This window comes from Pseudomonas sp. BW16M2 (assembly GCF_014268865.1).
Classification (GTDB): Bacteria; Pseudomonadota; Gammaproteobacteria; order Pseudomonadales; family Pseudomonadaceae; genus Aquipseudomonas; species Aquipseudomonas peradeniyensis.
In genome coordinates this window covers 75,533-91,060 of the sequence record NZ_JABWRI010000005.1, presented here as the reverse complement: position 1 = coordinate 91,060, position 15,528 = coordinate 75,533, and the positions used below count along the sequence as shown (strand labels likewise).

Genomic DNA, 15,528 nt, shown 5'->3' with positions numbered 1-15,528 from the left:
GTTCGGTAGGGAAGATTCAGTTGGCGAATGTACCTTGCAGGTGCTCGGCACGAAACTCCAGGGTTTGTGGCCGATAACCTGAGCGCAGTGGCGGCAATGGCAGGCAATCGCTCCATTCGGCGCCCGGCTGCAATTCGCCGGGGCCACGATAGCGCGGGGCGGCGTAGGTGTTCTCGGCCAGGTTCACGGTATCGCCAGGCGCATAGGCGCCGACGCGCCAGCGCAGTTCGCTGAGCGGGGCCTTGTTGCCGTTCTTCATGCGCACCTGCAGGGCGCGGTCGGCGGGGCACTGGTCGGGGGCGTAGGCCAGGCGGATATCGAGGCGGGCCAGTTGCGAGGCTTCGCGGGTGTCCTGCCAGACCACGTACAGCGCCACCAGCCCCAGGCCACAGACGGCGGCCATGGAAATCGGCAGGGCCTTGGCCGGGTAGCGCAGCAGCAAGACCAGCCAGGTGAGGACGAGCAGGGCGCCGATGATCATGGTGGGGCAGGCCTTGGTGGCGAGGGTTCGACCATCCTAGCCGCAAATTGTGCAGGCCTCAAAAACGCAATCGCGGGGCAAGCCCGCTCCCACGCTGTGTACTGCATTTCCCCGGGGGGAGTTCACAGCGTGGGAGCGGGCTTGCCCCGCGAAGATGCCCCAGGCTTACTGCGCGATGGTCTTCACCGAGATCCCACGCTCGACCGGGGTGGAAGTCCGCCCATACACATCCTCGAACCGTTCGATATCATCCTCGCCCAGGTAACTCCCGGACTGCACCTCGATGATCTCCAGCGGAATCTTGCCCGGATTGCGCAGGCGGTGCACCGAGGCGATGGGGATATAGGTGGACTGGTTCTCGGTGAGCAGGAACACGTTCTCGTCGCAGGTCACCTCGGCCGTGCCGGACACCACGATCCAGTGCTCGGCGCGGTGGTGGTGCATCTGCAGCGACAGGCTGGCGCCGGGCTTGACGGTGATGTGCTTGACCTGGAAGCGCCCGCCCATGTCCACCGAATCGTACGAGCCCCACGGGCGGTACACCTCCAGGTGGTTCTGGGTTTCCGTGCGGCCCTGGGCGTCGAGGGTGTTGACCAGCTGCTTGACCCCCTGAACCTTGTCCTTGTGGGCGATCATCATGGCGTCCTTGGTCTCGACCACCACGATGTTCTCAAGGCCAATCACCGACACCAGCTTGCCGTTGCCGTGGATCATGCAGTTGCGGCTGTCCTGCACCACCACATCACCCTTGGTGACGTTGCCGTCGGCGTCCTTCTCGTGCACGTCCCACAGCGACGACCAGCAGCCGACGTCGCTCCAGCCGGCCGCCAGCGGCACCACGCAGGCGCGCTGGGTCTTTTCCATCACCGCGTAGTCGATGGAGTTGTCCGGGCAGCAGGCGAAGGTGGCTTCGTCGATGCTCAGCGTATCGGCGTCCTCCTGGCTGCGTTCCAGGGCCAGCAGGCAGGTGTCGTAGATGTCCGGGTCGTGCTTTTTCAGCTCTTCGAGGAAGCGGCTGGCGCGGAACAGGAACATGCCGCTGTTCCAGAAGTAGCCGCCGGCGCGGACGAACTCGTTGGCGCGCTTCTCGTCGGGTTTCTCGACGAACTGCGCGACCCGCGCCACGCCCTCGGGCAGCAGCGCGTCCTGGCTGGAGCGGATGTAGCCATAGCCGGTCTCGGGCTTGGTCGCCGGCACGCCGAACAGCACCATCTCGCCGCGCTCGGCGGCCACGGTGGCCAGGGCCAGGGCGCGTTGCAGGGCCTTCTGGTCCTCGATCACGTGGTCGGCCGGCAGAACCAGCATCAGCTCGTCACGGCCTTCGTTGACCAGCTTCATCGCGGTCATGGCCACTGCCGGCGCGGTGTTGCGGCCGAACGGCTCCATGAGGATGGCCTGGGTTTCCAGCTTCAGCGCGTTCAGTTGCTCCTGGACGATGAACTTGTGGTCCTTGTTGCAGACCACGATGGGGGTGTCCATGCCGTCGAACACCAGGCGCTGGATGGTCTGCTGGAACAGGGTGTGCTCGCCGGTCAGGGCCAGGAACTGCTTGGGGAACTGCTTGCGCGACAGAGGCCACAGACGCGAACCGCTACCACCAGAAAGAATTACCGGGATCATCATGTTTCTCCAATAGTCGTTTAGAGGCAGGGGAATCAGTTGCTAGCCACGGGGCGAGTGACCCACACCGGCGACAGGCTGTTGCCGGAACCGGTGACATACAGCACGGCGGCTTCGCCGCGCGCCAGGGCGACGGGTTTGACGTCGCCGACTTTCTTGTCGCCTTGATACAGGGCCAGGTTGACCTTGACCGGGTTGATCTCGCGCTCGCCACGGCCCTTGGCGGCCACCGGGCTGACCACTTCGGTCTTGCCGTCGGCGGTCTTCAGGGTCAGCGACTGGTCACTGAGGTTCTGCACCCGCACCAGGGCCTTCTGCTTGTTCTTGAACGGCGGCTCCTCGATCAGCTGCGGGTTGCCGCTGCTGCTGTTGACCAGGGTGTAGTACTTGTCGGCGGCGAGCTTCACCGGGACGCTCTTGCCGCCGACCTGGGCGGTGTAGTCACCGCCGGGCAGGAAGCTGAAGTCGCTGCTGGCCTGGGCGCCGACCTGCTTGATCTGGGTGTTGCCGACCGATGCGGCGGCGGGGCTGCCGGCGGCGTTGTACAGGCGCACGAAGGTCGAGCCCTTCGGCGCGCTCGGGCCATAGAGGGCGGCATCGGCGCCGGCGAAGGCCTGCAGCGAGGCCAGGGACAGGCCGGCGGCGAGGGTGAGGGCTTTGGCAATGGAAGTCTTGGTGGTCATGTGCGTATTCCTCTCTATCTTCAGTGGTCCGTCCGATTGGACGACAGGGCCAGGTTTTCTTCGGATTGACGGGATTTCTTCAGCTGCGCGATCCACTGCGGATCGAAGGCGCTGAGGTCGTTCTTCATTGGCAGATACCGTTCGGGGAATTCCCACACCACGACCTGTGGCGGGGCGTTCTTGAAAGCGTCGCTCTGCAGGTACTTGAGCATCGGCAGCAGCGGGCCGTGGCCGTCCTCGGCGTAGTTGGCGACGTCGCTGTGCAACGCCTGCTGCAGGGCACCGAGGAAGTTCCAGTGCGGGTTGGCGCTGTAGCTGGTGCCCACCAGCGCCACCGGGATCCGGTTGTCGGCGAACAGGGCGTCGTCGCCTTCGCCCTCGGCTTGCACCGGGTGAGTCTTGCGCTGCTGCAGGTTGTCCGGGGTCGGCAGCAGGTTGCTGAACAGCGGATCCAGCGGCAGGAAATTGGTCAGGTCGCCCTTGTACGGCGCGCTGGCGCCGGCCTCGGTGATGAACGCCTGGGGCTCGCCGTCGAGCAGGTTCTGGCGGCTGACCGCCTCGGCGATGGACTGCGCGACCACCTCGGCGCCCATGGGCGTCCAGTGGGTGTCGGTGCGCAGGAACACCTGGCCGCGGGCCTTGGCCTGCTCCAGCGGCGCCAGCAGGTCGGGGGCGAACACATTGGCCTGGCGCGCCTGGGCGTGGAAGCGGTTGAACAGCTCGTCGTGCAGGCTGGCTGGCGTCTCCTTGCCGAGGTACTCGGCGTACAGGCGTGCCTTGGCCGGCACGATCGCTAGCACCAGCTGGCTGCCATTGCGCTGCAGGGTGTCACGGATACCGCGCACCAATGCCAGGTTGTCCTGCATCAGTTGTTCGGCGCCGGCGGTGGGCTTGAACTCCTCGTCGCTGAACAGCCACTGGTCGCGGCCCAGCACCACGCCGGGACGGCCTTCGTTGAACAGCTTGAAGTCCAGGGCGGCCCACAGGTTGGTGCCCAGGCGCTTGATCGGGAACTGCTCGTCGTAGTGGGTCTCGGCGGCCTTGGCCAGCTTGCCGTCGAGCAGGGTCATGTGCCCGGTGCGGTTGAAGCTCTCCAGCCCGCCGAGTGAGGCCACGCCCAGGCCGACCAGCAGGCCCATGAACGACAGCGAATAGGTGATGCGAAGTGTCCGGTTCATGATCGGTGCCTCAGAACTGGAAGTAGAGGAACGGTGAGTAGCTCTGCGCCGAGAGCTTGAGCACCGAGGCGGCGAACAGCAGCAGGACCAGGGCGCGGGTCATGATCCGCGTCCAGTCCAGGCCCACCGAGCCGTCGGCGTTGACCTGCACCGGGGTGGCCTTGGGCGCTGGCGTTGCATTGCGGTAGAAGTCGCGCAGGCCGAAGAACGCCAGGGTCAGGTAGGCGACGATCAGCGTGGCCACCTGCAGGCCGGTGAGGTTGGCGCGGTTGAGTTCCGACAGCTGCCAGTCGCCGAAGCTGAACATGGCGCCGTACATGCGTGCCGCCACATGCAGGTTCTCGGCGCGGAAGATCACCCAGCCGACCACCACCAGGAGGAAGGTGAAGGCCCATTTCACTGGGTTGAAACGCTGCGGGTTGGTGTCCAGGCCCAGCGCCCGTTCGATCGCCAGCCACATGCCGTGCCAGGCGCCCCAAATGATGTAGGTGAAGTTGGCGCCGTGCCACAGCCCGCCCAGCAGCATGGTCAGGAACAGGTTGCGGTAGGTGTTGAAGGTGCCTTTGCGGTTGCCGCCCAGGGTGATGTACAGGTAGTCGCGCAGCCAGGTCGACAGGCTGATGTGCCAGCGCCGCCAGAACTCGGTGATCGACTGGCTGATGTAGGGCTGCTTGAAGTTTTCCATGAAGCGAAAGCCCATCATCAGGCCCAGGCCGATGGCCATGTCGCTGTAGCCGGAGAAGTCGAAGTACAGCTGCGCGGTGTAGGCCAGCGCGCCGAGCCAGGCGTCACCGGTGGTGGGGTTCTCCAGGGCGAAGCAGTGGTCGGCGACCACCGCCAGGGTGTCGGCGATGAACACTTTCTTGATGAAGCCCTGCATGAAGCGGGTGCAGCCTTCGGAGAACTTGTCCAGGGTGTGGGTACGGTTGTTGAACTGGTCGACCAGGTCCTTGAAGCGCAGCACGGGGCCGGCGATCAGGTGCGGGAAGATCGCCACGAAGGCGGCGAAGTCGATCAGGTTGCGGGTGGCTGGGGTGTCGCCGCGGTACACGTCGATGATGTAGCTGATCGACTCGAAGATGTAGAACGAGATGCCGATTGGCAGCAGCACGTGGGTGAGGATGAATGGCTCCAGCCCCATCGAGGTCATGATCGCGTTGAGGCTGTCGACGCCGAAGTTGGCGTACTTGAAGTAGCCGAGGATGCACAGGTCGACGCCCACGCCGAGCAGCAGCCAGCGCTGCGCGGGCTTGGTGCGCACACCGGCGGCGCCGACTTTCAGGCCGATCCAGTAGTTCCACAGGGTGACCCCGGCGAACAGAGCGAGGAAATCCACCCGCCACCAGGCGTAGAAGATGTAGCTGGCAACCAGCAGCAGCAGGTTGCGATAGCGGTTCCCGCTCACGTAGTACAAGCCGAGGAAAACCGGCAGGAACAGGAACAGGAACACGTTGGACGAGAAGACCATCCCGGTTCTCCTTGTTGTTCACAGCATCCGGGGCACAGCGCCCCCCAAACCCCCCACACGAATGTGGAAGATCACCATGGCGTGGGAGCGGGCTTGCCCCGCGATGGCGTCGGCAGAGCCAACACCATTGCCCTTGCGGGCCTCATCGCGGGGCAAGCCCGCTCCCACGCAAACGACTTACTTTTTCTGTTCGGCTTGCGGGTCATAGACCCGCGTCACATCCCCACCCAGCCTGAAACTGTTGAACGGCTGCATGTCATGCTTGCGCTCGAGGGTGTCGCCGACGCACTGGTACAGCGCGCACCACGGCTCGAGCCAGGCGTACTTGCTGTCGATCTTCAGGTCCTTGAGGTCCTGCTTCACGCCGGCGCGGGTGTTGAAATGAACAGGATTGCGGGCACCGGCCAGCACGCCTTCACCGAGGCGTTGCAGGGCGAAGTTGTTTTCCTTGCGCAGGTCCACGCCGTTGGCCTGGGCGAAGCTGGCGATCATCGCCAGCGGTGGCAGGGCATAGTTGTGGTAGGCCAGGGCACGCTGGCGGCGCTTGAGCTCGTTGGGCAAAAAACCCTGTTCATCGACCTGGTTGGCGCCGACCTTGTATTCCTTCACCGCCCAGTCGAAGAGGTCCTGGCGGTCGGTGGCCACCGCGGTGGCCATCACCGACCAGGCCGCCCAGTAGCTGTGGTTGTTGATCTTCTCCAGCGGCAGGTCGCTCCAGTCGCGCACGGTCTGCCGCGCCAGGCGCACGAACCATTTCTCGATCTGCTCGGCCTCGGCCCTGTGCGCCGCCAGTGGCTGTGAGTTGGAGAACTTCAGGCGCAGCCACGACCCGCTCATGCTGCCCAGCGCCCATTTGCGCATGGACTTGCCGGTGTGGTTGTAGTCGGTGGACATCAGCGCATCGGCGCGTGCCCAGGTGTCGAGCCAGGTCAGGGCGCAGTCCAGCTGTGCCGGGCGGCCATCGCGCATGTACTGGCCGACCATCTTGCTCACGCCCTTCTCGAGGGTGGTGATGTCCTCGGTGGATTTGCGAAAGGCTTTCTCCGAGGCGGCATTGAGCGTCGCCCGGGCCTTGTCCGAACCTTCGTACTTGCTGCGGAACACCAGCGCGCCGGTGTAGGGCCTGGGCGCGGCCTCGCAGCGGAAATTGCCGTCGCCGGTCTTCAGTTTCTCGATGCCCTCGTAGTACCCCTGGGGCGGTACCAGCGCGGCCTGCGCCGCGCCGCCGAACAGGGCGAGGGCGAGCAGGGCGGGTGCGGTCTTGCGGTGGATGGCTGTCATGCTTGCCTCACTGGCCGGCCTGCGCGGTGTGCTGCGCGGGGCTGGCGAAGTTGTTGCGTTTGCAGAGTTTGGCTTCGACTTTCTGCGTGCCGCTTTCCGGCCCCTGGACCTCCAGGGCGAGCAGGTTCTGGCCTGCCCAGTCTTCGTCCTCGCGCATCTGGAAGACGAAGCGTCCATCGGTGTCGGAGGTCTCGGGCTTCTCGATCTTGATGTCCTCGTGGCGGCCGTTCAGGTACCACAGGGTGGCCTGCAGCACTTTCACCGAGGTGTCCTCGAACTTGATGTCGAGCTGGTGGTTGCGGTTGACCAGGTCCTTGATCACACCATTCTTGCCGTTGACCATCAGCTCGTTCTTGCCGGGCTTGAGGGTGGCGCTGGCGCTCATCTGCGCGGGACGGTCGTCGCAGCCGTCGTCGAGCAGGCCGAGGATCTGCCGCCAGATGGTTTCCTGGTCCAGGCGGTACAGCGGGGAGAACTCCCAGACCAGGATCTTCGGCGGGTTGTTCTGGAACTCCTCGCTGCCCAGGTACTGGATCATCGAGCCTTCCAGGCCGCCCCCGGGGAAGGCTACGTTGAGCACATCGGCGCCGATGTACTGCTCGAGGAAACCCGAGAAGTTGTAGTTCTTGCCGCTGTGGCTGGTGCCGACCAGGGTGATCTGCGCGTTGCCCGAATCACCGAACAGGTCGTCGCCGCCGCTGGCGCCGCCCTTGGGTTCGGTGGCGAACTGGTCCATGTACTGCACCGCATAGCTGGTGCCGCACAGCTGGCCGGCGACATTGTGCAGGGTGCCGGTCTTGCCCATGCGTCCGGATTTCTTCGTCTCGAATTCCTTGCGCGGGATGCCTTCGAAGGCCGGCATCTGGTGCACGGTGTCGGCGACGATCTTCGCCGCGCGTTCGGCACCGTACGGCGTCCAATGCTGGTCGCCGCGGAAGTAGAAGTCCTTGCCCTGGTCGGCCGCGGCCAGCTGCTCGTTGGTCAGCGGCGACAGGTCGGGCACGTTGTAGCCCATCTTGGCGAAGCGCTGGAGCATGGCCTGGTAGTTGCGCAGGGCCTTCTGGTAATCGAAGGCGGCCTTTTCCTCGGGCTTGAGCATGTTGCGGTTCACCAGGCCACGGGTCGGCTGGTACACCACCACCAGCTCGACGCCGCGCTTCTTGAACGCGTCGTGCACCTGCTGCAGGCGCTTGTAGCCGCCCGGGGTGGTGTCGAATTCGGTGCGCAGGTCTTCGCGGGTGCGGAACAGCCAGTCGCCCTGGGCCTGCACCAGGGTGGTGAAGTTCTGCTGGTAGCGCGTGGTGTAGCGGCTGGCGTCGTGGGCCTCGGGGCACAGCTGGCAGCAGGGCTCGGCACTGAAGGTCGGCGCCTTGATGTCACCTGCGCGCACGCCCTGGCTGATGGCCAGGAGGGCGGCGGACAGGCCCAGCAGTTTCATCAGGTGTGGAGTCATGGTCTGGGCTTCCTTAGTCGATCATTTCGGTCTGGCGTTCGACCGGGTCGATCAGCACGGCCTTCTGCTGGCGCACCAGCAGGTCGAGGATTTCGTCCTGGCGCTCGCCGAGCACGCCGTTGAAGCTGATGCCGTTGGCCTTGCGCGGCATCAGCATCGACACCTTGTACAGCTCCACCGACAGCGGCGAGTCGATCGACAGCGGGCCGGAGCCGTTGGCCGCCAGCTCGCCGCCGACCACGATCAGCGACACCTTGGTGTCGAACGGGTCGAGGGCGATGTCGCGGTCGGTGTCGGAGAGGTCCTTGATGTGCCCGTACACGCCCACCAGGCCGTTGGCCATGGCGACGTTCTCGTACAGGCGGATGTTCACGCTGTTGCGCACGCGGATGCCGTGGCGACGGTTGTTGATCAGCTTGTTGCCCCAGATCAGGTTGTCGCCGCTCTCGTACAGGGTGATGCCGTCGGTGTGGTTGCGGTAGATCTCGTTGTAGGCGATCAGGTTGTTGACGCTGTTGCGGTCGATCACCACGCCCGAGAGCTTGTTGTCGTAGCTCTTGTTGTTGATGATCCAGCTGTCGTTGACCTCGCGGGAGACAATGATCCCGTGCTTCTTCTTGGTGCCGTAGACGGTGTTGCCGGCGATGATCAGGCGGTGCGAACGGTCGTGGGGGTCGATGCCGTAGACGATGTTGTCGCGGTAGGTCGAGTCCTTGATCACGAAGTCCTGGGTCTCGTAGCAGTAGAAGCCGTACCACATGTCGCTGAACTCGGAGCCGATGATCCAGCCGGTGGGTTCCGGGCGGCCCATCTGCTTGGCCATGTTCGGCGTGTACTGCGAGATGCTCACGCCGTACGACTTGGACTTGGCGTAGCCGAAGCTGGCCATCTTGCTGTTGACGATATAGGTCTCGGTGCCGCCCCAGCTGAGCAGGAACGGGCGGAATTCGTCGGGCTTGCGGAAGGTCGCCGGGCCGTTGGCCTGCTCGCGCCAGCCGGTCACCCGGGTATCGCTGACGAACAGCTTGCCGTCGTTGACGATGAACGAGCCGGCCTCTTCGGACAGGCGCAGTTCCTTGACCTTGCCGTCGATCTCCAGCACGCCCTTGCGCCCGACCACGATTGGCAGGCGCGCGAGGTATACCCCAGGCGCGGTCTCGCGCAGGTACTGGTCGGGCACCTTCTTGCTCAGTTCCACCAGGTCGACATGCCCGTCGTCGACGAAGATCGCCTGGGGAATGCCGTGCTGGCGACGCACCCACTCGGCGCCCTTGTTGTCGCCGCCGATGAACTCCTTGAGGGTGTCCTCCTGGAGCATGCGGCGCACGCTGACCTTGCCTTTGTGGCGGCGGTCGATCTTCTTCTGCACGGCCTCGGCGGTGTAGCCGGACAGGTCGGGCAGCTTGGGCGGGTCCATCAGCAGCGGCTCGATCGGCGCACTGGCAACGGTGTAGGTCTTGGCCTGTTGCAGCCCCTTGGCCATCTCCGGCTCGGCGGCCTGGGCCAGGCCTGCGGCCAGCAGCAGGGCGCTGGCCAGCAGGCTGTGGCGAAGGTTCGGGTGCAGGTTCATGTCAAATCCTCTCCCGGCCTCAGTAGCGCCAGATCACGTCGACGAAGGCGCGATGCATGTACGAGTCGGCCTCCTTGCCGTAGGCGTCACCCGGCTTGAATACGCCAGCGCGCAGGCGCACCAGGGCCGACGGTTCGTCGATCGACTGGCTGATCGAGGCCGGCAGCAGGCCTTGCTTGAAGTACTTGGTGACGACCACGTCCATCTCCTGGCCCAGGTCTTTCTCGCCCTGCACCAGCGGACGGCTGATGCCGCCGTCGTCGACCACCGCGTTGATGCCGCTGGAGCCGATGTTCTGCTTGCCGTCGACGCGCCAGAACTTGTGGTAGATGAAGCTGGCGTCGTAGTCGTCGCGCAGCTGCCAGGAGGCGAACAGGGTGGCCGCCTGCAGGTTGCCCAGCTCGCCGCGGAACGCTTCGCCGAAGCGGTGCACGCGCGAGCGGGTGCCGGTGAAGTTGGAGCGGTTGCTCTCAAGGCCGGTCTGCTCGAAGTTGTTCGAACCGTCGCTGCCGCCACCGCCGCTGCCCCGGGCATAGGCCGCGCCGACCTGCCATTGCGGGTCCAGGCGCAGGCGGATGCCGAGGTCGGTGGCCCAGGCGTTGACGTCGCCGCTCTGCTTGCCGGTGGCGACCTGGTCGTTGCCCACCGCCTGGCTGCTGAGGGTGTCGCGGTCGCCGGTCAGCCAGGTGACGCTGCCCCAGTAGTTGACGGTGTGGTCGTTGCGCCAGTTGTAGGCGTCGCTGTTGGCCTCCAGGCCCAGCCAGGTCAGGTCGCCGGTGCGGGTCTTGTCGAGGGCGTCGACGGTTTCGCCGGGGCTTTTCAGGCTGCCGCCGTCATGGCTGTGGTGGGCGCGCAGGCCGACCCAGTGGCCGGGTGTCCACTGCGTGGCGACGTTGCCATAGACGTGGGTGCGGTCCTTGACCTCCGGGGCCAGCTCGGTGAGGTCGGTGCGGTATTCGCTGAAGCGCTGGGCCACACCCAGGTCGGCCTTGAGCAGGGTGGTGTCGAAGGTCCAGTTCAGCGCCTCGATGTTGGTGTCGCGCCACATGCCGTCGTCGCTGCGCAGGCGCTGGCGGCCGAAGCGCAGCTGCTCGCCTGGGTAGGGGGTCAGGCCGCTGTAGCCGATCCAGAACTCGCGCATGGCCAGGTAGCTCTTGTCCGGCTTGCGGCTGTCGTCGCCGTTGTCGCTGGTGGTGCCGTCGTCGTTCTGGCGCAGGGTGTCGGTCTCGATGATGTCGGTGGCGGCCACCGCCTGGCCCATGGCGAAGGCGCTCCAGTGGCCGCGCTCGCCGTACACCCAGGGCCGCAGGTCCAGGCCCAGGCCGTTGACGTCGCCGCCGGAGCGGGTGCCCAGGTCGCGGTCGTCCTCGGACTGGCCGGTGATCTTCACGTCGAGGCCGAAGTTCTTCTGCGCGGTTTCGGCCGCCAGGGTCGGCATCGACCACAGCAGGGCGAAGCCCAGGCCGATGCCGGCTTTCACGAAGGGGTTGAGCGTCATAGCGAATCCTCGGCGTCTACGTCGTCTTTCTCGTCCTGCAGCGCTTCGATGGCCAGGGTGCTGTTGGCGCCCTGGGCCATGCTGCCGCGCGCCTGCTTCTCCTGCGCCAGCAGGTTCTGCGCCTGGCTGCGCTGGTCGGGCGTGAGCTGCTGGTCGAGCTGTTGCAGTAGTTCGGTCGACTGCGGGGTCGGGTTGACCTGGGACAGCTGGGCGAATACCCAGGCATTGGTCGGTGCCGGGCGGATGCCGTGGCCTTCGCTGAACAGCTGGGCCAGGGCGTAGTCGGCGCTGTTCTGGCCGCCGCGGGCGGCGGCGAGCAGGTGGTCCACGGCTTTCTGCGGTTCGACCTGGCCCAGGTAGCCACGGCGGTAGAGCTGGCCGAGGTAGTAATCGGCGCTGACCTCGCCGGCATCGGCGGCGGCCTGCAGGTGCTCCTGGGCTTTCTGGGCGTCGGCGGGCACGGTCTTGCCTTCGTAGTAGAGGCGGCCCAGCAGCAGTTCGGCGCGGGGCTGTTCGGCTTCGCGGCCCTTGTCGATGTAGGCCATCAACTGGTCGGTGTCGCCCAGCTCGGGGAAGTCGTAGAGCAGTTGCGCCAGGCTCACCCACGAGGCCGGGTTGGCCGGGGCGATGTGTTCGAGCAGGTCCTTGGCGGTCTTCTCGTCGGTCTGGCCGAGACTGCGGTCGGCCAGCACGCGGGCGACGCTGTCGACCCGGGTGGCTGGCACGGCGCCACGGGCATGGGCGGCCTTCAGTTGTTCGAGCAGGGCGGCCTGCTGGTCGGGCTGGGCGCGTTTCTGGTAGACGGTGGCCAGCTCGACGTAGCAGATGTCGGTGGTGGCCAGCGCTGCCTTGCAGATCTTCTCCACATCGCCCAGGTGCTGGTCGTAGGTGCCCTGGGTGCGGTACAGCAGGACCTGGGCAAGGCCCGCCTCGGGGTTGCCGGCGGCGCGCCACTGGTCGATCTGCTGCTGGGCGTTGACCTTGGGGAAGCTCTGCGGGTACTGCAGGTAGAGCATCGCCAGCGGGATCAGGGTGTTGCTTTCGCCCTGCCCGGCGGCGAGCTTGAGCAGGCTTTCGGCCTCCTCGCGTTCGGCCTGTGTACTGTCGGGCTTGGCCACCAGCAGGCGGCCGAGACGCGCCTGGGCGCGGGGCGAGGTGGCGGCGGCGGCGCGATAGGTGGCCTCGGCCTCCTCGAGTTTCGCCGGGTCGCGGGTGGCGACCTGGATATCGGCCAGGCCTACCTGGGCATCGCTGTAGCCGAGGTCGGCCAGGGCCTTGTAGTTGCGCTCAGCGGTGGCGGTGTCGCCGCGCTTGAGCGCTTCATTGGCCAGGCGCTGGTCGGGCAGGCCGGCGCAGCCGGCCAGGGTGATGGCCAGGGCCAGGGTGCACCAGGTGTAGGGGCGAGCGCTTTGCGCTCGATCGCGGGGCAAGCCCGCTCCTACAGGGTGCGGCGCGGTCCCTGTAGGAGCGGGCTTGTGCCGCGATCCAGGCGACGCCACTCCAGCAGGAGAAAAACCATTCAAAGGTTTCATCGTCCGATCCTCTTACAACCCACGGGCCACGGCCTTGTCGATCAGCCAGTTCAGCGACGGACCACGGTCGCTGTTGACCGCGGCCGGGCGCCCGGCGAGCTCGGCCGGCAGGCCGTCGTCGGGCTTGATCTGCACGCGGATGTCGGAGGCCAGGTTGTCGGTGTCCAGGCTCGAGCTGCCGGTGATCCGCCCGGTGCGCACTTCGTCCTCGCCGGCGATCTGGAAGTTGACCCGGGTACCCGGCTTCACTTCGTCGAACTGGCGATAGCTGAAGCGCGCCTCGATGGTCGGGACGCTGGTGCGCGGGATCAGCGCGAACACCGGCTGGCCCTTGCTGGCGTACTGGCCGTCATCCACCAGCTGACGCGAGACCACGCAGTCGCACGGGCTGGTGAGGGTGCCGGAGAGCTGCTTGCCGAACAGCTCCTCGACCTTGGCCGGCTCCAGCTGCGAGTCGTCCAGGTGGCCCTTGAGCAGGTCGAGCATGCTGGTGTTGAAGGTCGCCAGTGGTGCGCCCTTGGCCACGGTCGCGCCGCTTTCCACCAGTCTCTGCAGACTGCCGTCGCGGGGCATGGTGACGTTGGTGGTGGGCACCGCGACCACGCCGGCCTCGGCATGGCTGACGAAGTACAGGCCGTACAGCGACTTGGCGACGAAGCCGAAGGCCACCAGGCCGACCACGAACACCCCGGCGGTCACGCTGACCGCGCGCAGGCGACCGAAGGCGGAAAGGCCCGAGCCACCGTCCTTCTGCTTGCGCGCCTTGGTGAAGTTGTCGCGCTGCAGGGTACTGAGCACATCGCCGACGCTGATCAGCTCGCCGGACAGGTGGCTGGTGATGATGTGGCGCAGGGTGGCGATGTCGCGCGGTTCGAGGTTCTGGAACTCGGCGCCGGTGCGGGCGGTCTCGCGGCTGCTGGTACGCACCAGCAGTTCGACGTCCATCGACAGGCCGAGGTTGTCGACCACGAACTGCAGGCGACCGCGCAGCACTTCGCCTTCCGGCAGCGGTTTTTTCGCGTGGAAGGACAGGCCTCCGGCGGACAGGTCGTCGACCTTCACCTCGTGCGCTTCGCGGTTGCCGTCCAGGTAGCGCAGCTTGGCGGGGATGCGCACCCGGGCGTGCTGGCGCTGCGCTTCGGATTCATGCACGACATTGACGTTCACGGCGGTATTCATGGCGATATTCGTTCCTGTTGTCCGATCCGGGGGCTCACACGACCATGAACAGCACGGCGACGAAGATGCTCGCGGCCGAGAAGGTCATGGTCCGCGAGGACCAGGTGTTGAACCATTGTTGAAAACTTGCGAGGTCGCGCTTGAGGGCAGTGGGCTGGCGGGTCCAGGACTGCCTGTCGAGGCGGAAGAACACGTAGATCTTCATCACCGCGCCGACGATCTGGTTGTAATAGAGAATCAGCGGGTAGGCCGGGCCGACGTTGTGGCCCGAGCACAGCAGCATGACGGTGAGGATCAGCCGGGTGATGCCGATCCACAGCAGGTACACCAGCAAGAACTGCAGGCCGAACTTGAAACTGGCGATCACCGCCACGGTCAGGCCCAGCAGGCTGGTCCACATCGACACGCGCTGGTCGAGCAGCACGATGCTGGTGAACAGTCCCAGGCGCTTGAGGCCCAGGCCCAGGGCACGGGAGTTCTGCCGCAGGTTGTTGCCGTACCAGCGGTACATCAGCTTGCGGCTGGCCTTGATGAAGCTTTTTTCCGGCGGGTGCTCGACCGTGTTGATCGCGGCATCGGGCACGTAGAAGGTGTCGTAGCCCAGGCGCATCAGGCTGAACCAGCTGGACTTGTCGTCGCCGGTGAGGAACTTGAAGCGGCCCAGGCGCCAGTGCATCAGCGAGTCGCTCTCGACGTCGGCGATGAATTCGGGGTTGGTCACCACGCTTGCGCGGAACATCGACATGCGCCCGGTCATGGTCAGCACGCGCTTGGACAGGGCCATGGAGCACATGTTGATGTGGCGCTGGGCGAAGCGCAGCTTGTGCCACTCGCTCATGATGTAGCCGCCGCGCACTTCGCAGAACTCGTTGGTGGTCAGGCCACCGACGTTGGGGTACAGGCCGAACCATGGCACGGTCTTGCGCACCACGCCCTCGGCCAGCACGGTGTCGCCGTCGATCACCGCCACCACGGCGTTTTCGTCCGGCAGCATCCGCGAGATGGCGCGGAAACCATAGGCCAGGCCGTCACGCTTGCCGGTGCCGGCGATACGCACGATATCGAGGGTCACGTGGGACGGCGGGTTGTACTTGGCCCACAGGCTTTTCACCAGCAGCTCGTCGGACTTCTCCACCAGCGAACAGACCACGGTGGTGGGGAAGCCGCAGTCGATCGCCTCGCGGATCACCGAGCTGTACACCTGGGCGGTGGTCAGGGCCTCGATGCGAAAACTGGTGACCATCAGGTACACGTGCGACGGGTCGGCCGCCTTGCCCAGCTTGCGCACCTTGCGGCGCAGGTAGGGGTACACGATGTACAGGAAGATCATGCCGCGGATGAAATGGGTGGCGCCCATGGAGTAGCGCCAGATGCCGACGGCACCGACCAGGAAGATGAAGTGCTTCGACTGCGAGTCGAAGATATCGCTGGGCAGGGCCAGGGCGATCAGCATGAGCAGGCTCATGTAGAGCAGCCAGCCGGCGCATTGCAGCAGCATGGTCTGGAACCTTTGCATGTTCGGCATCCGTCGAGAATTCGGGGGAGGGCGGGCGGCGCGCTGGGGAGGGACGCGCCGCCCGGCCGG

Annotated in this window: 12 protein-coding genes; all 12 read right to left on the bottom strand. The window is 65.7% G+C overall.

Annotation, left to right across the window (positions count from 1 at the left end; translation table 11 throughout):
* Window positions 1-16: 16 nt before the first annotated feature.
* Window positions 17-481 carry a multidrug transporter gene (locus HU735_RS06925; protein ID WP_186712914.1) on the bottom strand — a complete coding sequence of 155 codons (465 nt, stop codon included), beginning with the start codon at window positions 479-481 and terminating at the stop codon, window positions 17-19.
* 165 nt (window positions 482-646) lie between these two features.
* Window positions 647-2,101, bottom strand: coding sequence for a mannose-1-phosphate guanylyltransferase/mannose-6-phosphate isomerase (locus tag HU735_RS06920; protein WP_186713015.1), 1,455 nt, complete (start codon window positions 2,099-2,101; stop codon window positions 647-649).
* A 35-nt stretch (window positions 2,102-2,136) separates the two neighbouring features.
* The gene (locus HU735_RS06915; protein ID WP_028689561.1) at window positions 2,137-2,784 is read right to left on the bottom strand and encodes an alginate O-acetyltransferase AlgF; all 648 of its coding nucleotides are present in this window, start codon (window positions 2,782-2,784) and stop codon (window positions 2,137-2,139) included.
* 20 nt (window positions 2,785-2,804) lie between these two features.
* Window positions 2,805-3,962 (bottom strand): alginate O-acetyltransferase, encoded by a 1,158-nt coding sequence (locus HU735_RS06910; protein WP_186712913.1) that lies wholly within the window; start codon window positions 3,960-3,962, stop codon window positions 2,805-2,807.
* Between the two features lie 10 nt (window positions 3,963-3,972).
* The gene (locus HU735_RS06905; RefSeq protein ID WP_110735821.1) at window positions 3,973-5,430 is read right to left on the bottom strand and encodes an MBOAT family protein; all 1,458 of its coding nucleotides are present in this window, start codon (window positions 5,428-5,430) and stop codon (window positions 3,973-3,975) included.
* A 177-nt stretch (window positions 5,431-5,607) separates the two neighbouring features.
* Window positions 5,608-6,711 carry a mannuronate-specific alginate lyase gene (locus tag HU735_RS06900; protein WP_186712912.1) on the bottom strand — a complete coding sequence of 368 codons (1,104 nt, stop codon included), beginning with the start codon at window positions 6,709-6,711 and terminating at the stop codon, window positions 5,608-5,610.
* Window positions 6,712-6,718: 7 nt separating this feature from the next.
* Window positions 6,719-8,164: an alginate O-acetyltransferase gene (locus HU735_RS06895; protein WP_186712911.1), complete on the bottom strand. Its 1,446-nt coding sequence runs from the start codon at window positions 8,162-8,164 to the stop codon at window positions 6,719-6,721.
* Between the two features lie 13 nt (window positions 8,165-8,177).
* Entirely contained in the window at window positions 8,178-9,734 is a 1,557-nt protein-coding gene (gene algG / locus HU735_RS06890; protein WP_186712910.1) for a mannuronan 5-epimerase AlgG, read from the bottom strand.
* Window positions 9,735-9,753: 19 nt separating this feature from the next.
* The gene (locus HU735_RS06885) at window positions 9,754-11,232 is read right to left on the bottom strand and encodes an alginate export family protein (RefSeq protein WP_186712909.1); all 1,479 of its coding nucleotides are present in this window, start codon (window positions 11,230-11,232) and stop codon (window positions 9,754-9,756) included.
* Window positions 11,229-12,764, bottom strand: a complete 1,536-nt coding sequence (gene algK, locus HU735_RS06880; protein WP_238349763.1) for an alginate biosynthesis TPR repeat lipoprotein AlgK — start codon at window positions 12,762-12,764, stop codon at window positions 11,229-11,231. The genes HU735_RS06885 and algK overlap by 4 nt, the downstream gene beginning before the upstream one ends.
* Before the next feature lie 12 nt (window positions 12,765-12,776).
* On the bottom strand, window positions 12,777-13,943 hold the full coding sequence (locus HU735_RS06875) for an alginate biosynthesis protein Alg44 (RefSeq protein WP_186712907.1): 1,167 nt from the start codon (window positions 13,941-13,943) through the stop codon (window positions 12,777-12,779).
* A gap of 34 nt (window positions 13,944-13,977) precedes the next feature.
* Window positions 13,978-15,468 carry a glycosyltransferase family 2 protein gene (locus HU735_RS06870; protein ID WP_186712906.1) on the bottom strand — a complete coding sequence of 497 codons (1,491 nt, stop codon included), beginning with the start codon at window positions 15,466-15,468 and terminating at the stop codon, window positions 13,978-13,980.
* Window positions 15,469-15,528: the final 60 nt, after the last annotated feature.

Bases quoted from the DNA above. Each gene is read 5' to 3' on its own strand.
- HU735_RS06900 (WP_186712912.1), bottom strand. From the start codon at position 6,711: ATGACAGCCATCCACCGCAAGACCGCACCCGCCCTGCTCGCCCTCGCC.
- HU735_RS06920 (WP_186713015.1), bottom strand. From the start codon at position 2,101: ATGATCCCGGTAATTCTTTCTGGTGGTAGCGGTTCGCGTCTGTGGCCT.
- algK (WP_238349763.1), bottom strand. From the start codon at position 12,764: ATGAAACCTTTGAATGGTTTTTCTCCTGCTGGAGTGGCGTCGCCTGGA.
- HU735_RS06875 (WP_186712907.1), bottom strand. From the start codon at position 13,943: ATGAATACCGCCGTGAACGTCAATGTCGTGCATGAATCCGAAGCGCAG.
- HU735_RS06915 (WP_028689561.1), bottom strand. From the start codon at position 2,784: ATGACCACCAAGACTTCCATTGCCAAAGCCCTCACCCTCGCCGCCGGC.
- HU735_RS06895 (WP_186712911.1), bottom strand. From the start codon at position 8,164: ATGACTCCACACCTGATGAAACTGCTGGGCCTGTCCGCCGCCCTCCTG.
- HU735_RS06885 (WP_186712909.1), bottom strand. From the start codon at position 11,232: ATGACGCTCAACCCCTTCGTGAAAGCCGGCATCGGCCTGGGCTTCGCC.
- algG (WP_186712910.1), bottom strand. From the start codon at position 9,734: ATGAACCTGCACCCGAACCTTCGCCACAGCCTGCTGGCCAGCGCCCTG.
- HU735_RS06870 (WP_186712906.1), bottom strand. From the start codon at position 15,468: ATGCCGAACATGCAAAGGTTCCAGACCATGCTGCTGCAATGCGCCGGC.
- HU735_RS06925 (WP_186712914.1), bottom strand. From the start codon at position 481: ATGATCATCGGCGCCCTGCTCGTCCTCACCTGGCTGGTCTTGCTGCTG.
- HU735_RS06910 (WP_186712913.1), bottom strand. From the start codon at position 3,962: ATGAACCGGACACTTCGCATCACCTATTCGCTGTCGTTCATGGGCCTG.
- HU735_RS06905 (WP_110735821.1), bottom strand. From the start codon at position 5,430: ATGGTCTTCTCGTCCAACGTGTTCCTGTTCCTGTTCCTGCCGGTTTTC.